The sequence below is a fragment of the Paracoccus angustae genome, assembly GCF_042648745.1.
Lineage (GTDB): Bacteria > Pseudomonadota > Alphaproteobacteria > Rhodobacterales > Rhodobacteraceae > Paracoccus > Paracoccus angustae.
In genome coordinates this window covers 204,087-219,392 of sequence record NZ_JBHRXY010000003.1, presented here as the reverse complement: position 1 = coordinate 219,392, position 15,306 = coordinate 204,087, and the positions used below count along the sequence as shown (strand labels likewise).

Genomic DNA, 15,306 nt, shown 5'->3' with positions numbered 1-15,306 from the left:
TCGCGCCCGGCCCGATTGCCAAGGCGCCAATGGGGGGATCAGATGAGCTACAAGGCGCCTGTCGCGCAGATCGACTTCATCCTGAACCATGTCGTGCCCTTTGCCGACCTGTCCCGGACCGGCCGCTTCGCCGAGGCCACGGCCGATACCGCGTCCGCCATCCTGGCCGAGGCGGGAAAGCTGGCGACCAACGTCCTGGCGCCGCTGAACCGCAGGGGCGACGAACATCCGGCGGTGCTGGAGAACGGGCGCGTCCGATCCTCGCCCGGCTACGCCGAGGGGTTCCGCGCCATTGCCGAAGGCGGCTGGATCGGGCTGGCCGCCGATCCCGAACACGGCGGCATGGGCCTGCCCCAGGCCCTGAACATGGCCGTGGCCGAGATGATGTCGGGGGCCTGCCTGGCCCTGCAACTGAACCCCCTGCTGACCCAGGGCCAGATCGAGGCGCTGGAGCATCACGCCGGCGACGACCTGAAGGCGCTGTATCTGCCCAAGCTGATTTCCGGCGAATGGTCGGGAACGATGAACCTTACGGAACCCGGCGCGGGCAGCGACGTGGGGGCGCTTGCGACCAAGGCCGAACCGCAGGACGACGGCACCTATCGGATCACCGGACAGAAGATCTTCATCACCTGGGGCGACAGCGACGTGACCGAAAACGTCTGCCACCTGGTGCTGGCGCGCCTGCCCGACGCGCCCAGGGGCACCAAGGGCATCAGCCTGTTCATGGTGCCGAAGTTCATCCCCGACGACCGGGGCGAGCCGGGCGTGGCAAACAGCCTCAAGGTCGTCAGCCTCGAGGAAAAGCTGGGCATTCACGGCAGCCCCACCTGCGTGATGAGCTTCGAGGGCGCGACCGGCTGGCTGGTGGGCGGCCCGCACAAGGGCATGGCCGCGATGTTCACCATGATGAACGTGGCCCGGCTGGGCGTGGGGATGCAGGGCGTCGGCGTGGCCGAGGCGGCGTTGCAGCAGGCGGTGGCCTATGCGGCGGACCGCAACCAGATGGGGCCGATCATCGGCCATCCCGACGTGCGCCGGATGCTGGCCACCGCCCGGGCCGAGGTGTTCGCCGCCCGCGCCATCGCCCTGGCCTGCGCGACCGCCATCGACCTGGAGCGCGCGACGGGCGATGCGGTCCACGCCGCCCGCGCGGCCTTTCTGACGCCCATCGCCAAGGCCTACGGGACCGATGTCGGCTGCCGCGTGGCCGACATGGGCGTGCAGATCCATGGCGGCATGGGCTATGTCGAGGAAACCGGCGCCGCCCAGTATCTGCGCGACGTGCGCATCACGCCGATCTACGAAGGCACCAACGGCATCCAGGCCATGGATCTTGTCGGCCGCAAGCTGTCGGACGGGGGCGACGCCGCCTTGCGCCTTTTGGACGAGATCGCGGACGGCGCCAAGCTTGCGCAGGCCGGTCATCCGCAATGGGCGAACCAGCTGTGGCAGGCCTCGGAGACCCTGCGCGAGGCGACCCATGCGCTGCTGGAACGCGACCTGCCGGTGCGCTTCGCGGGGGCGGTGCCCTATCTGACGGCCTTTGCGCGCGTGCTGGGCGGGCTTTACCATCTGCGCGCGGCGCAGGCCGGGGGCGAATCGCACGCGGCGCTGGCCCGCGTCTTCATGGCCCGCGTGCTGCCGCGCCATGCGTCCGACCTGGCCGAGGCCGTGGCGGGTCTGGACGACCTGACGGGCGTCAGCGACGCGGCCCTTGCCGGCGATGTCGCCGCGTGATCGCCCATGCCTTCGATGTGCCGCCCGCCCCCGGCGAGGCGGTGACGGTCGCGCCCGGCGTGTTGTGGATGCGCCTGCCCCTGCCGATGGCGCTGGATCACGTCAATGTCTACGCGCTGGAGGAGGAAGACGGCTGGACGCTGGTTGATACCGGATTCGACACGCCCGCGGCGCGCGAAACCTGGCAGGCGCTGCGGACCGGACCGCTGGCGGGCAGGCCGGTCCGGCGCGTGATCGGCACGCATCACCACCCCGACCATATCGGCCTGGCGGGATGGTTCATGGCGCGCGACACCGCCGAGCTGCTGATGAGCCGCACGGCCTGGCTGACCGCGCGGATGCTGGTTCTGGACCGTCAGGACCGGGCCACGGCGGAACAGCTGGCCTTCTGGCGGCGCGCCGGGATGCCGCCTGACCTGCTGGAACAGCGCGCCGCCGAAAGGCCCTTCAACTTCGCCGACGTGGTTCATCCGCTGCCGCTGGGCTTCACCCGCCTGACCGACGGCCAGCAGGTCGCGTTCGGCAACCGCCGCTGGCGCGTCGCCATGGGCCACGGCCATGCGCCCTGCCATGCGACCTTCTGGTCGCTGGACGACGATCTGGTGATCGGGGGCGACCAGCTTCTGCCCTCGATCTCGCCGAACCTGGGGGTTTATCCGACCGAACCCGAGGCCGACCCGGTGGGCGAGTGGCTGGAAAGCTGCGAACGGATGCTGGACCTGGCCCAAGCGCGGCATCTGGTCCTGCCCGGCCACAAGCTGCCCTTCACGGGGCTGCCCACCCGGCTGCGGCAGCTGATCGACAACCATCGCAATGCCCTGGACCGGATGGCCGCGGCGCTGCGGGAGGAACCGCGCACGGCGGTCGGCTGCTTCGAGATCCTGTTCAAGCGCCGCATCGGCGCCGCAGAGTTCGGCCTGGCCCTGGTCGAGGCGGTGGCCCATGTGAACCACCTGCGCCGCCTGGGGGCCGTGACCGTCATGGGACACAAGGGCGGCGCGGTGCTGTGGGGGGCGTGACAGGGCAGCCGCTTTCGGCTATCGCAAGGGCGAACCGGACAGGAGAAACGGGCACATGGCCACGCATCACCACGAGATCACCGAACACAAGATCGGCACCATGGACATCACCGAACAGAAGAAGACCTTTGCGGGCTTCATCAAGTTCGCCACCTGGACCGCGATCCTGTCGATCCTGGTTCTGATCTTCATGGCCCTGGTCAACAGCTGATCCGGCGGATGGAACTTTCATGAAAAGACGGATCTTCCTGGCGGCGATGCTGCCCGCCGCCCTTGCCGCATGCGCCCAAAAGGTCTGGGATTCGGACGAGGAGGTGCGCGCCGCGCGTTTCGTGTCAAGCGAACCGCCCTCGATCACGCTGCTGACGGTGATCGGCATCCCGCGCGGCGAAGGCGGGCATTCGGGGCTGATGGTCAACGGCAGCCAGCGCGTCATCTATGACCCGGCCGGAAGCTGGGAACATCCGCGCATCCCCGAACGCAACGACGTGCTTTACGGCATCACCGACAATTTCAAGAACTTCTACATCGACTACCACGCCCGCCGCACCTATTGGGTGGCCGAGGATACCGTTTTCGTCAGCCGCGAGGTGGCAGACGCCGCGATCCGCGCGGTCGAATCGCAGGGCGCCTCGCCCAAAAGCTATTGCGCGGTGAACACCGGCAGGGCGCTGAGCCGCGTGCCGGGGTTCGAGAACGCGCCGACCGGCTTCAGCCCGATCAGGCTGCGCAACTGGTTCCTGACGCTGCCGGGGGTGCAGTCCAAGCGCCACATGGACGGCGATCCGGCCAACAACCACGACGTGCTGCTGCGCCAGAAGGACGGAAGGATCGTCGGCTACAACATGTAAAGCAGGCCGAACAGCGTGACCGCGCCCGCCCCGATGGCCCCGATCATGTTCTTCGTCCACAGGCCGACCGCCACCGTGACCGTGGCGGCGGCCATCCGCGCCGGATCGGGCTGGCCCCCGGTCGCGGCGGGCCAGACCACCAGCGGCGCGACCAGCGCGGGCAGCACCGCCACCGGCGTATAGCGCAGCATCCGCAGCACCCATCCCGGCAGTTCCCGTTCGCCCAGAGTGCCCAGGAAGGACCAGCGGATCAGAAAGGTGCCGATCCCCAGCACCACGATCACGAACCAGATGGTCAGGTCGGACGTGCCGTTGCTCATGCCCTTGCCCTCCGTCCCGACCACACCTCGACCGCGGCGCCGGCCGCCATGCCCAGGGGCGCCGCGATCAGCAGCCCCAGGCCCGAGGGCAGGCCCGCGAAGGCCAGCGATCCCGACACGGCCACAAAGCAGGCGGCTAGATGCGCGGGCGTGCGCAGCATCGGCGCGATCATCGCCAGAAAGGTGATCGGCATGGCGAAATCCAGCGCGATGTCGTCGGGAATGGCCCGGCCCACCGTTGCGCCGACCCAGGAAAAGATCATCCAGGGCAGGCAGACCACCACCACCACGCCCGCGAAAAAGGCCAGCCGCTGCGGCAGGGCCATGCGGGGATTGGCCTCGTATTCCTGAATGGACAGGGCATAGCTTTGATCAACCAGCGCATAGGCGACCCAGGCCTTTTGTGGGGCCGAGGCGTCGCGCAGCCAGGGCACCAGGGACGCCGAATACATCGCCATGCGCAGGTTCACCGCCAGGCAGGACAGGATCACCACGATCACCGGGGCGTTGTCGGACAGAAGCTGCACGGCCGTGAACTGCGAGGCGCCCGCCAGCACCAGCACGGAAAAGCCCAGCACCTGGGCCACGTCCATCCCCGCTTCCAGCGCGACCACGCCGAACAGCAGCGCAAAGGGGATCATCACGATCAGGAAGGGCAGGGACTTCACCGCGCCGCGGCGGAACATCGCGCGGCTGGTGGGCATCGCGCCGCCATCGGCAAGGGGCTGCCGGGCGTCGGGGCGGGGATGAGGTGTCGGCGACATGGGGGTTTCGCTTGGGATCGGAACGCGGCACCTTCGTTGCACGACGCGCAAGGGTAAGGCAAGGCCGGGTGCAGATCTCAAGTCCCATTCCCGACCGGCACCTGGGCGAGGCCGCGCGGCTGTGGTGGGGGGCCTTCGCCCCCCTGGCCGGGGGCCGGGCGCCCGCCATCCGCGCCTGTCACGGCATCGCCGCGATCGGACCGGACGGCCGCGTGGCGGGCGTGGCGGGCTTTCGCGACCACGAGGGCGGCTTTCTGGCCGACACGCCGACGCTGGCCCGGCTGCTGTTCAGGGCCGCGCCCGAAACCCCGGATCTGGTGATCGACGGGCTGGTGGTGGACCGCCTGCGCCGCGGCACCGGCCGCGCGCTTCTGGCCGCCGCCGCCGGGATCGCCTGCCGCGTCGGCCGCCCCGGCCTGCGGGCCGAGGTCGAGCTGCGAAACCGTTCGGCCATGCTGTTCTACGGCGCCACCGGCTTTGCCGAGATCGGCCGGGGCCGCTTTGGCTGGCCCTGGTCGGGTCCGGTGGCGATCCTGCGCCGACCCCTTTGATCGCGGCGGTCCGATCAGCCGAAGACCCCGGCGATCCGGCCCAGCAGCATAAAGGCGCGCGCCGACCGCGTTTCGGCCAGCACCGCGATCTGCGCATCGTCCATGTCCGGCAGGTGGCGCGTCAGCATGGCGTCGAAATGGCGCAGGAAATGATGCGCCGTGTCGCGGAAGATCTCGTCGCGCTCCAGCAGGGCGGCGGCGATGTCCAGCGCCGCCCCATCGCGGATGCCGCCAAGCGCCGCCACGGCGCTGCCCCGCGCGCCTTCGGCAAAGCGCCGCCACACGGCGGGCGGGGCGGGATCGGGCGGCAGGTCGTCCATGTACAGATCCTGCCCGGCCAGCAGCGTCACCACGTCCTGCGCGGCGCGTAGCACGCGGGCATGGTTTCCGTCCTGCAACGCGCGGCGCAGCGCGGCGATGGCCAGCGAGTCGTCGGGCCCGTCGGGAAAGTTCAGCGCCCGGATCAGGGTGTCGGCATCGACGGGGTCCGGCGCGGGGCCTTCGGCGCGCGGGGCGGCGGGACGGCTTTCGGCCACGGGACGGGGCGCGGGACGGGCCGCCACGGGGGCGGGGGCGCGCGGCTGCCGCTCGGGCTCGGGCAGCGGTCCCGGTTCCGCCGCCGGGCGGGGCGGGGGCGCGGCCATGTCGCGCAGCTGGGCAAGGCGCTGGCGCAGGTCGGCGGCCTCGGCCCGCAGCAGGGCGATGGCGCGGGCCGTTCTGACCGCCAGCCAGATCAGCGCCAGGGGCAGGATGGTTCCCACCACGACCGCAAGGCGCGCGATGCCGCCCGGCGCGCCCTCGTCCCCCGGCGCCAGCAGCCAGAACAGCGCAACCAGAAACAGCCAGACACCGCTGAGAACGATGCCCGTGGCGGTGATGGCGTCCCGCTGCGCCACCGTGGCGATCCGTGCAACCAGCGACATCGGCTTATTCGTACCGGATCGCGAGGATCTCGTAGCTGCGCTGGCCGCCGGGCGTCGTGACCTCGACGCTGTCGCCCACGTCCTTGCCGATCAGCGCCCGGGCCAGCGGCGAGCGGATGTTCAGCAGCCCGCGTTCGATGTCGGCCTCGGCCTCGCCCACGATCTGATAGGTGCGCTCCTCGTCGGTGTCCTCGTCCACCAGGTTGACGATGGCGCCGAACTTGACGGAACCCGACAGCTTCGACGTGTCGATCTGCTCGGCCCGCGACAGGATCGATTCCAGTTCCTTGATGCGGCCCTCGATGAAGCCCTGCTTTTCGCGGGCGGCATGGTATTCGGCGTTTTCCGACAGGTCGCCATGCTCGCGCGCCTCGGCGATCTGCCGGATGATGGCGGGGCGTTCCCTGGATTTCAGTTCGCCCAGTTCGCGTTCCAGCGCGGCGAAGCCGCCGCGGGTCATCGGAATCTTGTCCATCGCTGCCCTGTCCTTTGCGGGATGCGGTTATCGTCAACGGCTAAGGCAACGCCCCTGCCATTCGGATGGCAGGGGCGCAGGCCTTGTTGTCGGCAACGTGCCCCGGAATGCCGCGTCTTTGCAAGCCCGCGCGCGGCGCGGCTGGCAGTTTTTGGCCGTCGCGTCAGGATTGCCGCGATGCGGCAAAGTGATTACATCGGCAGGAAGCCAAGCAAGGGGGGAGGCCCAGCCATGACCGACACGCCAGCGATCGACCGCGAGTCGATGGAATACGACGTCGTGATCGTGGGGGCGGGCCCAAGCGGCTTGTCGGCGGCGATCCGATGCAAGCAGATCGACCCGGACCTGTCGGTGGTGGTGCTGGAAAAGGGGTCCGAGGTCGGCGCGCATATCCTCTCGGGCGCGGTGCTGGACCCGATCGGGCTGGACCGGCTGATCCCCGACTGGAAGGAACGCGGCGCCCCGGTTCGCACGGAAGTCACCGACGACAACTTCTATGTCCTGGGCGAGGCGGGGCAGGTGCGGGTGCCGAACTGGCCGATGCCGCGGCTGATGAACAACCACGGCAATTATATCGTCAGCATGGGCAGCGTCTGCCGCTGGCTGGCCGAACAGGCCGAGGAACTGGGCGTCGAGATCTTCCCCGGCATGGCGGCGAGCCAGGTCGTGTGGGACGGCGAGCGCGTCAAGGGCGTGGTCGCGGGCGAGATGGGGCTGCAATCTGACGGCACGCCGGGGCCGAACTACGAGCCCGGCATGGAGCTGCACGGCAAGTACGTCTTCATCGGCGAAGGCGTGCGCGGCAGCCTTGCCAAGGAGATCATCGACCGCCTGAAGCTGTCGGACGGCCACGAGCCGCAGAAATACGGGTTGGGCATGAAGGAGATCTGGGAGGTCGATCCCTCGAAGTTCCAGAAGGGCCGGGTGGTCCACACGATGGGCTGGCCCCTGGGCAAGAACGCCGGGGGCGGCAGCTTCATCTATCATTACGAGGACAATCTGGTGATGGTGGGCTTCGTGGTGCACCTCAACTACGAGAACCCGTATCTTTACCCCTACATGGAGTTCCAGCGCTTCAAGCACCACCCGATGGTGGCCGAGCTGCTGGAAGGGGGCAAGCGCATCTCCTATGGGGCGCGCGCGATCAGCGAAGGGGGCTGGCAGTCGCTGCCGGAGCTGTCCTTCGACGGCGGAGTTCTGCTGGGCTGCTCGGCCGGCATGGTCAACGTACCGCGCATCAAGGGCAACCACAACGCCATGATCTCGGGGATCGAGGCGGCGGAAGCGGCGGCCAAGGCCATCGCGGCGGGTCGCGAGGGCGACCGGCTGACGGATTACGACACCGCCGTGCGCGGCGGCGCCATCGGCCAGGACCTGAAAAAAGTCCGCAACGTCAAGCCCGCCTGGTCGCGCTACGGGCTCTGGCCCTCGCTGGTCCTGGGCGGCATGGACATGTGGGGGGCGGGGCTGACGGGCCGCAACATCCTGCGCACCTGGAAGCACGGCAAGACGGATGCCGAGGCCACCGGCAAGGCCGCGGACTTCCAGCCCATCGTGTATCCAAAACCCGACGGCAAGCTGAGCTTCGACCGGCTGACCAACGTGGCCTTTTCCTTCACCAACCACGAGGAAAGCCAGCCCTGCCACCTGAAGCTGAAGGATCCCACGGTCCCGATCCGGGTGAACCTGCCGGAATACGCCGAGCCCGCGCAGCGCTACTGCCCGGCCGGCGTCTATGAGGTGGTGGAGGACGCAAGCGGTCCGCGCTTCGTGATCAACTTCCAGAACTGCGTGCACTGCAAGACCTGCGACATCAAGGACCCCTCCCAGAACATCGTCTGGACCACCCCGCAAGGCGGAGACGGGCCGAACTACCCGAATATGTGATCGGGGGGGCGGGTGCAGGCGTTGCCCCGGCTTTTTCCCCGCGCTAGGGTCGGGTGCAACATTTTCGTGATTTCCGGGATCGACGCCTTGACCCTGACCTGCCCGAAACTGGCCCTGACCGCCGCCCTGGTGGCGGCGCTGTCGCTGCCTGCCACCGCCCAGGACCGGCCCGCGCCGCGCCCCGAAGGGGATGCCGCCGCCGCCGCGCCCCAGGCCGAGGCGCCGGAACCCGGTCCCGCGCCGCTGACCTTCGGCCTGGCCGGGCCGTTCCTCGCCGCGCGCATGGCGACGGTGGAAAACGATTTCCAGGCCGCCGCGCGCTTTTTCGTGCAGGCCGTGGCCCATGATCCGCAAGACCGCTTCCTCCAGGACAGCGCCCTGGTCGCGCTTGTCTCGGCCGGGGAAATCGACCGGGCGGTTCAGCTTGCCAACCGCATCGGCGGCGACGGCGAACCGACCGAACTGTCGCGCCTGATCCAGCGCGCCGATCTGGTTCATGCGGGCGATTGGGACGGAGTGCTGGCCGATGTCGGAACGCCTTCGGACGTGGATTCCGAAGCCGACCTTCTGGCCGGAATGCTGCGGGGGTGGGGCCTGCTGGGCGCGGGCAAGGCAAAGGAAGCCTTGGCCGAGTTCGATCGCTTGTCCCGGCTGCAAGGCGTTGCGCCGATGGTGAACTATCACCTCGCGCTGGCCCGCGCCCTTGTGGGCGATTACGAAGGGGCCGAGGCGCTGCTGGCCGATGAAACCACCGGCGCGCATATCCTGGGCTTTGCCGCCCGCGCGCAGATCCTCGCCCAGCTTGAACGCCGCGACGAAGCCGTCGCCATGATCGAGGCGATCCCCGGCGTCGAGGCCGAGCCGCAGCTTCTGGCGCTGCGCGACCGTCTGAAATCCGGCCAGCCGGTGGCGTTCGACGTGGTCAGGACGCCCGCCGACGGCATTGCGCAGGTGTTTCTGACCTTCGCCTCGGCCCTGGCCTCCAGCGCCGATCCCGAGCCCTTGTCGCTGATCCACGCCCGGCTGGCCGCCTGGCTGTCGCCCGACACGGCCGAGGCGCGGCTGATGGTCGCCCAGATCCTCCAGGAGCGCCAGCAGTTCGACCTGGCCGAACCCGAATTCGACGCGCTGCGCCGCATGGGGCAGATGCGTCCCGCCGCCGAACTGGCGCGGATCGACAGTCTGTCGGGCGCGGGCCGCGCGGACGAGGCGGGCAAGGCGGCCCTGTCGCTGACCGCCGCATATCCCGACCTGCCGCAGGCCTGGATCGCCCTTGGCGACCTTTTGCGCCAGCAGGAGAAATTCGCCCAGGCCGTGCCCGCCTATGACAAGGCCCTGGCCCTGCTGGAGGATGCGCCCGCCGACGCCCGCTGGTTCCCGCTTTACGCCCGCGCCATCGCCCTGGAACGGTCCGGGCAGTTCGACCGGGCCGAGGCCGATTTCCTGGCCGCCATCGAGATCCGCCCCGAACAGGCCAGCCTGCTGAACTATCTGGGCTATAGCTGGATCGACCGGAACGAGAACCTGGACCGCGCCCTGGCGCTGATCCAGAAGGCGGTCGAACTGTCGCCCGAGGACGGCTATATTCTTGATTCGCTGGCCTGGGCCTATTACCGGCTGGGCCGCTACCAAGAGGCGGTGGCGCCGATGGAGGCCGCCATCCTGACCATGTCCCAGGATCCGCTGGTCAACGACCATCTGGGCGACATCTACTGGAAGGTCGGCCGCCACCGCGAGGCCGAGATCCAGTGGCGCCGCGCCCTGTCGCTGGAGCCGACCGAGACCGACGATGTCGATCCCGACCGGATCCGCGCCAAGCTTGACCGGGGCCTTGACGCCGTGCTGGCCGAGGAAGCGGCGGCGGGCGCGTCCGAGACCCCCGCGCCCACCCCGCAGGCCGCCGCGAACTAGGCGATGCCCGCCGTCACCGAAGCCGCGCCAGCCAAGCTGAACCTTGCGCTGCATGTCACCGGACGCCGCGCCGACGGCTATCACCTGCTGGACTCGCTGGTGGCCTTTGCCGGGGTGGGGGACGTGGTGACGCTTGAACCGGGGCCTTTGTCGCTGCGGATCGAAGGGCCTTTCGCGGCGGGGCTGTCCTGCGACGACAACCTGTGCCTGCGCGCGGCAAGGCTGGCGGGGGCCGATGCGGCGATCACGCTGACGAAAAACCTGCCCGTGGCGTCCGGCATCGGCGGCGGCTCGGCCGATGCGGCGGCGGTGCTGCGCGGGCTGTCCCGCATGGGGCACCCGCTGCCTGCGCGCGCGGAAAGGCTGGGCGCGGATGTGCCGGTCTGCCTTGCCTCGAACCCCGCCCGGATGCAGGGCGCGGGCGAGATCCTCACGCCTTTGCCGCCTCTGCCCGCCATTCCGCTGGTGCTGGTCAATCCGGGCGTGGCGGTGCCCACGCCCCGGGTCTTCGCCGCCATGGACCGGCGCGACAACCCGGCCCTGCCGCCCATCCCGCGCTTTGCCGGACCGGCCGACCTGACCGCCTGGCTGGCGGGCACGCGCAACGACCTGGAGCCTGCCGCGCTGACCATCGCCCCGGTGATCGGACAGGTGCTGGACGCCTTGCGCGCGACCGGGGCGGCTTTCGCGCGCATGTCGGGGTCGGGGGCCACCTGCTTCGGGTTCTACGACAGCCCGGACCGCGCCCGCATTGCCGCCGCGGCGTTGAAACAGCATGGCTGGTGGGCGGTCTCGAGGGAACTGGCACCCTTGCCTGCGCCCCGCTAGAGTGCCGCGAAACTGTTCCGGGGGATTTCATGCTGCGTCTTGGCGTCAACATCGATCATGTCGCAACCATCCGCAACGCGCGCGGCACCCCTTGGCCCGATCCCCTGCGCGCCGCCCGCATCGCGGAAGACGCGGGCGCCGACGGCATCACCGCCCATCTGCGCGAAGACCGCCGCCATATCAGCGACGCCGACATCGACGCGCTGATGGCGAACCTGACGCTGCCCCTGAACCTGGAAATGGCCGCCACCGCGGAAATGCAGGCCATCGCCCTGCGCCACCGCCCCCACGCCGTCTGCATCGTCCCCGAAAAGCGCGAGGAACGCACCACCGAGGGCGGCCTCGACGTGGCCGGAAACGAGGCGATGCTGGCCCGCTTCATCGCCCCCCTGCGCGATGCGGGCAGCCGCGTGTCGCTGTTCGTCGGCCACGACCCGGCGCAGATAAGGGCCGCCGCCCGCATCGGCGCGGCGGTGGTGGAACTGCACACCGGCGCCTATTGCGACCTCGACACCGAGGGCCGCCACGCCGACCGCGACGCCGAACTGGCGGGCCTGACCCACGGCGCGGCCCTGGCCGACAGCCTGGGGCTGGAGGTCCACGCCGGCCACGGCCTGACCTTCGGCACCGTCGGCCCCATCGCCGCCATTCCGCAGGTCAAGGAATTGAACATCGGCCATTTCCTGATCGCCGAATCGGTCTTCACCGGCCTGGGCGAGGCCATCCGCGAGATGCGCCGCAAGATGGACGAGGCGCGGGCGCGATGATCTTCTTCTTTGCCCAAATACCCACGGCGACGGGGCAGCCGGGCGCATGATCCTGGGCATCGGCACCGACCTTGCGAACATCGACCGCATCGCGGGCACGCTGGACCGCTTCGGCGACCGCTTCCGCCACCGGGTCTTCACGCCGGTCGAACTCGCCAAGGCCGCGCGCCGCAAGGACGAGGCGGGCACGCTGGCGAAACGCTGGGCGGCGAAGGAGGCCTGCTCCAAGGCGCTCGGCACCGGGCTGGCGATGGGCATCAGCTGGCGCGACATGGCGGTCAGCAACCTGCCGTCGGGCCAGCCCGTGATGCATCTTACCGGCTGGGCCGCCGACCGGCTGGCGCGGATGACGCCGCCCGGCCACACGGCCATCGTTCACGTCACCTTGACCGACGATCACCCCTGGGCGCAGGCTTTCGTGGTGATCGAGGCGCGGCCCGACGCCCCGCAATCTTGACTTTGCGCCACGTCGGTGGCCAAGAACGCGGCGACGCGGCCATTCGCCCGCACCTGATCACGAAGGACGACACCATGGCCGACAGCATGGCGGGCAAGAAAAAGGAAGGCCTGTGGGAAACGGTGAAGACCGTCTTCTGGGCCCTGGTCATCGCGGGCATCTTCCGCACGCTGTTCTTTCAGCCCTTCTGGATCCCGTCCGGGTCGATGAAGGACACGCTGCTGATCGGCGACTTCCTGTTCGTCAACAAGATGGCCTACGGCTATTCGCAGTATTCCTGCCCCTTCGCGATGTGCCCGATCTCGGGCCGGATCCTGGGGTCGGAACCCGAACGCGGCGACGTGGTGGTGTTCCGCCACCCCACGCGCGGCGTCGATTTCATCAAGCGGCTGATCGGCCTGCCGGGCGACACGGTCCAGATGCGCGGCGGCAGGCTGTGGATCAACGGCCAGGAAGTGCCGATCGCCCCGGCGGGCGAGTTCGTCGAGGTCAAGGAACAGCAGGGTCCGCAGGGCCTGATCCCGCGCTGCGTGAACGACCCGGTTCCCGAGGGCGCCGCCTGCGTCAGCGAGCGGTTCACCGAAACGCTGCCGAACGGGCGCAGCCACAGCATCCTGAACATCCAGGACGGCGCCTTCGCCGACGACACGCCCACCTTTACCGTGCCCGAGGGCCAGTATTTCTTCATGGGCGACAACCGCGACAATTCCGAGGACTCGCGCTTCCCGCAGGAAATCGGCGGCCTGGGCTTTGTTCCGGCCGAATACCTGATCGGACGGGCGGACCGGATCATGTTCTCCTCCGCCGGACGCTCGCTTCTGTATTTCTGGACCTGGCGGGCCGACCGCTTCTTCAAGGCCGTGGAGTGAAGCCCGGCGCCGACATCCGCGCCTTTATGGCCCGCCTGGGACACGACTTCGCGCGCCCCGAACTTCTGGTGCGCGCGCTGACCCACGGCTCCATCGCCTCGTCCACGCGTCCCGACAATCAGCGGCTGGAATTCCTGGGCGACCGCGTCCTGGGCCTGGTCATGGCCGAGGCGCTGTTCGACGCCGACCAGTCCGCCAGCGAAGGCCAGCTTGCCCCCCGCTACAACGCGCTGGTGCGCGGCGAGACCTGCGCGGCCATCGCCCGCGAGATCGGCCTGGGCGATGTCCTGAAGCTGGGCCGGTCCGAGATGATGTCGGGCGGCCGCCGCAAGGAGGCGCTTCTGGCCGACGCGATGGAGGCCGTGCTGGCCGCCGTTTATCTGGACGGGGGGTTTGACGCCGCGCGCCGGATCGTGCTGCGGCTGTGGGCGGACCGCCTGGCCAGCCTTGAGGACGACCCCCGCGACGCCAAGACCGCGCTTCAGGAATGGGCGCAGGCCAACGGAATGCCGCCCCCCATCTATGAGCAGACCGAACGCAGCGGCCCGGACCACGCGCCGGTGTTCCTGATCACCGCGCGGCTGGCTGACGGGCGCGAAGCCCGGGCCAGGGGCGCGGGCACCAAACGCAGCATCGAACAGGCCGCCGCGCAGGCGTTGCTGGACCGGCTGGAGGGCCGCGCATGACCGACACCACATCCACCCGCGCGGGCTTTGTCGCCCTGATCGGCGAACCCAATGCCGGCAAATCCACGCTGCTGAACCAGATGGTCGGCGCCAAGGTCAGCATTGTCACCCACAAGGTCCAGACCACCCGCGCCCGCATCCGCGGCATCGCCATGCACGGCGCGGCGCAGATCGTCTTTGTGGACACGCCCGGCATCTTCCGCCCGCGCCGCCGCCTGGACCGCAGCATGGTCGCCGCCGCCTGGGGCGGGGCCTCGGACGCGGACATCATTCTGCTGCTGGTCGAGGCGCATCGCGGCCTGACCGACGGCGTGGCGGCGATCATCGATTCGCTCAAGGCCCTGGACGGCAAGACGCCCGTCGCCCTTGTCATCAACAAGATCGACCGCGTGAAGGCCGAAACCCTGCTGGCGCTGTCGGCCGAACTGAACGCGGCCCATCCCTTCGCGAACACCTTCATGATCAGCGCCGAAAAGGGCTATGGCTGCGACGATCTGCGCGCCTGGCTGGCGGACACGCTGCCGGAAAGCCCCTGGCTTTACCCCGAGGACCAGATCGCCGACCTGCCGATGCGCATGATCGCCGCCGAGATCACCCGCGAAAAGCTGACCCTGCGCCTGCACGAGGAAATCCCCTATCAGCTGACGGTCGAGACCGAGGCCTGGGAGGAACGCAAGGACGGCTCCGCCCGCGTGGATCAGATCGTCTATGTCGCGCGGCCCGGCCACAAGGGCATCGTGCTGGGCAAGGGCGGCGAAACGATCAAGGCCGTGGGCCAGGCCGCCCGCGCCGAGCTTGAGGAGTTCATGGGCCGGCGCGTCCATCTGTTCCTCCAGGTGAAGGTGCGCGAGAACTGGCTGGACGAGGCCGAGCGTTACAACGAAATGGGCCTCGATTACCGCGACGGCGATGCCTGAACCCCGGCTTGCGACCGGCATCTGGGTCGCCGCCTATCTGGCCCGCCTGGGGCTGGCGAACATCCCGGCCTATGTGACGGCGCGGGGGGACGACACGGCGGGCGCGGTGCTGGTGAAATGCGCGCATCTGGACGGCACGGCGCGGCTTTACGGGCGCGAATGGGACTGCGACACCGACAGCCGCCCTTGGCAGGTTCTGGCCGTGGGCCTCGAACTCGAGATCGACCAGGCCATCGCCCGGCAGCGCGGCTTCGATCCCGACCTGTGGGTGATCGAGATCGAGAGCCGAGACGGCCGCACGCTGCTGGACGAACCGGGGCTGGCGTGATTCCCTTTTGCAG

At 69.4% G+C, this 15,306-nt stretch carries 18 protein-coding genes; 14 read left to right on the top strand and 4 right to left on the bottom strand.

Going from position 1 to position 15,306, the window contains the following annotated elements; genetic code table 11:
• Positions 1 to 42 precede the first annotated feature (42 nt).
• From ACFOM8_RS06625 to ACFOM8_RS06610, 4 genes are read left to right on the top strand one after another with little or no spacing between them, the layout of a single operon-like run.
• Entirely contained in the window at positions 43 to 1,740 is a 1,698-nt protein-coding gene (locus tag ACFOM8_RS06625) for an acyl-CoA dehydrogenase (RefSeq protein ID WP_377760449.1), read from the top strand.
• A complete protein-coding gene (locus ACFOM8_RS06620; RefSeq protein WP_377760447.1) occupies positions 1,737 to 2,759 on the top strand; it encodes an MBL fold metallo-hydrolase in 1,023 nt (340 codons plus the stop codon). The genes ACFOM8_RS06625 and ACFOM8_RS06620 overlap by 4 nt, the downstream gene beginning before the upstream one ends.
• A 55-nt stretch (positions 2,760 to 2,814) precedes the next feature.
• The gene (locus ACFOM8_RS06615) at positions 2,815 to 2,970 is read left to right on the top strand and encodes an aa3-type cytochrome c oxidase subunit IV (RefSeq protein ID WP_377760446.1); all 156 of its coding nucleotides are present in this window, start codon (positions 2,815 to 2,817) and stop codon (positions 2,968 to 2,970) included.
• A 19-nt stretch (positions 2,971 to 2,989) separates the two neighbouring features.
• The gene (locus tag ACFOM8_RS06610; protein WP_377760444.1) at positions 2,990 to 3,610 is read left to right on the top strand and encodes a hypothetical protein; all 621 of its coding nucleotides are present in this window, start codon (positions 2,990 to 2,992) and stop codon (positions 3,608 to 3,610) included.
• Here ACFOM8_RS06610 and ACFOM8_RS06605 read toward each other — a convergent pair.
• Complete coding sequence (locus tag ACFOM8_RS06605) at positions 3,598 to 3,930, bottom strand: AzlD domain-containing protein (RefSeq protein WP_377760442.1); 333 nt, start codon at positions 3,928 to 3,930, stop codon at positions 3,598 to 3,600. The genes ACFOM8_RS06610 and ACFOM8_RS06605 overlap by 13 nt on opposite strands.
• Positions 3,927 to 4,694: an AzlC family ABC transporter permease gene (locus tag ACFOM8_RS06600; RefSeq protein WP_377760441.1), complete on the bottom strand. Its 768-nt coding sequence runs from the start codon at positions 4,692 to 4,694 to the stop codon at positions 3,927 to 3,929. Before ACFOM8_RS06600 ends, ACFOM8_RS06605 begins: the two co-directional genes overlap by 4 nt.
• A 68-nt stretch (positions 4,695 to 4,762) precedes the next feature.
• On the opposite strand from ACFOM8_RS06600, the gene ACFOM8_RS06595 reads away from it, so the two are divergent.
• On the top strand, positions 4,763 to 5,245 hold the full coding sequence (locus ACFOM8_RS06595; protein ID WP_377760439.1) for a GNAT family N-acetyltransferase: 483 nt from the start codon (positions 4,763 to 4,765) through the stop codon (positions 5,243 to 5,245).
• 14 nt (positions 5,246 to 5,259) lie between these two features.
• Here ACFOM8_RS06595 and ACFOM8_RS06590 read toward each other — a convergent pair whose 3' ends face one another.
• Positions 5,260 to 6,168, bottom strand: a complete 909-nt coding sequence (locus tag ACFOM8_RS06590) for a hypothetical protein (protein ID WP_377760437.1) — start codon at positions 6,166 to 6,168, stop codon at positions 5,260 to 5,262.
• Positions 6,169 to 6,172: 4 nt separating this feature from the next.
• A complete protein-coding gene (gene greA / locus ACFOM8_RS06585) occupies positions 6,173 to 6,643 on the bottom strand; it encodes a transcription elongation factor GreA (protein WP_377760436.1) in 471 nt (156 codons plus the stop codon).
• Between the two features lie 231 nt (positions 6,644 to 6,874).
• On the opposite strand from greA, the gene ACFOM8_RS06580 reads away from it, so the two are divergent.
• The 9 genes from ACFOM8_RS06580 (at position 6,875) to ACFOM8_RS06540 (ending at position 15,293) form a co-directional block, all read left to right on the top strand.
• Complete coding sequence (locus ACFOM8_RS06580; protein WP_377760434.1) at positions 6,875 to 8,530, top strand: electron transfer flavoprotein-ubiquinone oxidoreductase; 1,656 nt, start codon at positions 6,875 to 6,877, stop codon at positions 8,528 to 8,530.
• An 87-nt stretch (positions 8,531 to 8,617) separates the two neighbouring features.
• Entirely contained in the window at positions 8,618 to 10,441 is a 1,824-nt protein-coding gene (locus ACFOM8_RS06575) for a tetratricopeptide repeat protein (protein WP_377760432.1), read from the top strand.
• Between the two features lie 3 nt (positions 10,442 to 10,444).
• On the top strand, positions 10,445 to 11,269 hold the full coding sequence (locus tag ACFOM8_RS06570) for a 4-(cytidine 5'-diphospho)-2-C-methyl-D-erythritol kinase (protein ID WP_377760430.1): 825 nt from the start codon (positions 10,445 to 10,447) through the stop codon (positions 11,267 to 11,269).
• A gap of 29 nt (positions 11,270 to 11,298) precedes the next feature.
• The gene (locus tag ACFOM8_RS06565) at positions 11,299 to 12,036 is read left to right on the top strand and encodes a pyridoxine 5'-phosphate synthase (protein WP_377760428.1); all 738 of its coding nucleotides are present in this window, start codon (positions 11,299 to 11,301) and stop codon (positions 12,034 to 12,036) included.
• Positions 12,037 to 12,082: 46 nt separating this feature from the next.
• Positions 12,083 to 12,493, top strand: coding sequence for a holo-ACP synthase (acpS, locus tag ACFOM8_RS06560; RefSeq protein ID WP_377760426.1), 411 nt, complete (start codon positions 12,083 to 12,085; stop codon positions 12,491 to 12,493).
• Between the two features lie 86 nt (positions 12,494 to 12,579).
• The gene (gene lepB / locus ACFOM8_RS06555) at positions 12,580 to 13,362 is read left to right on the top strand and encodes a signal peptidase I (protein WP_377760622.1); all 783 of its coding nucleotides are present in this window, start codon (positions 12,580 to 12,582) and stop codon (positions 13,360 to 13,362) included.
• The gene (rnc, locus tag ACFOM8_RS06550; RefSeq protein ID WP_377760424.1) at positions 13,359 to 14,048 is read left to right on the top strand and encodes a ribonuclease III; all 690 of its coding nucleotides are present in this window, start codon (positions 13,359 to 13,361) and stop codon (positions 14,046 to 14,048) included. The genes lepB and rnc overlap by 4 nt, the downstream gene beginning before the upstream one ends.
• Positions 14,045 to 14,965 (top strand): GTPase Era, encoded by a 921-nt coding sequence (era, locus tag ACFOM8_RS06545; protein ID WP_377760422.1) that lies wholly within the window; start codon positions 14,045 to 14,047, stop codon positions 14,963 to 14,965. The genes rnc and era overlap by 4 nt, the downstream gene beginning before the upstream one ends.
• Complete coding sequence (locus tag ACFOM8_RS06540) at positions 14,958 to 15,293, top strand: DUF1491 family protein (RefSeq protein ID WP_377760420.1); 336 nt, start codon at positions 14,958 to 14,960, stop codon at positions 15,291 to 15,293. Before era ends, ACFOM8_RS06540 begins: the two co-directional genes overlap by 8 nt.
• Positions 15,294 to 15,306: the final 13 nt, after the last annotated feature.

Coding starts and splice junctions, on each gene's coding strand:
- ACFOM8_RS06625 (WP_377760449.1), top strand. CDS start 43: ATGAGCTACAAGGCGCCTGTCGCGCAGATCGACTTCATCCTGAACCAT.
- ACFOM8_RS06615 (WP_377760446.1), top strand. CDS start 2,815: ATGGCCACGCATCACCACGAGATCACCGAACACAAGATCGGCACCATG.
- ACFOM8_RS06610 (WP_377760444.1), top strand. CDS start 2,990: ATGAAAAGACGGATCTTCCTGGCGGCGATGCTGCCCGCCGCCCTTGCC.
- ACFOM8_RS06605 (WP_377760442.1), bottom strand. CDS start 3,930: ATGAGCAACGGCACGTCCGACCTGACCATCTGGTTCGTGATCGTGGTG.
- ACFOM8_RS06600 (WP_377760441.1), bottom strand. CDS start 4,694: ATGTCGCCGACACCTCATCCCCGCCCCGACGCCCGGCAGCCCCTTGCC.
- ACFOM8_RS06590 (WP_377760437.1), bottom strand. CDS start 6,168: ATGTCGCTGGTTGCACGGATCGCCACGGTGGCGCAGCGGGACGCCATC.
- greA (WP_377760436.1), bottom strand. CDS start 6,643: ATGGACAAGATTCCGATGACCCGCGGCGGCTTCGCCGCGCTGGAACGC.
- ACFOM8_RS06580 (WP_377760434.1), top strand. CDS start 6,875: ATGACCGACACGCCAGCGATCGACCGCGAGTCGATGGAATACGACGTC.
- ACFOM8_RS06570 (WP_377760430.1), top strand. CDS start 10,445: ATGCCCGCCGTCACCGAAGCCGCGCCAGCCAAGCTGAACCTTGCGCTG.
- ACFOM8_RS06565 (WP_377760428.1), top strand. CDS start 11,299: ATGCTGCGTCTTGGCGTCAACATCGATCATGTCGCAACCATCCGCAAC.
- acpS (WP_377760426.1), top strand. CDS start 12,083: ATGATCCTGGGCATCGGCACCGACCTTGCGAACATCGACCGCATCGCG.
- lepB (WP_377760622.1), top strand. CDS start 12,580: ATGGCGGGCAAGAAAAAGGAAGGCCTGTGGGAAACGGTGAAGACCGTC.
- era (WP_377760422.1), top strand. CDS start 14,045: ATGACCGACACCACATCCACCCGCGCGGGCTTTGTCGCCCTGATCGGC.
- ACFOM8_RS06540 (WP_377760420.1), top strand. CDS start 14,958: ATGCCTGAACCCCGGCTTGCGACCGGCATCTGGGTCGCCGCCTATCTG.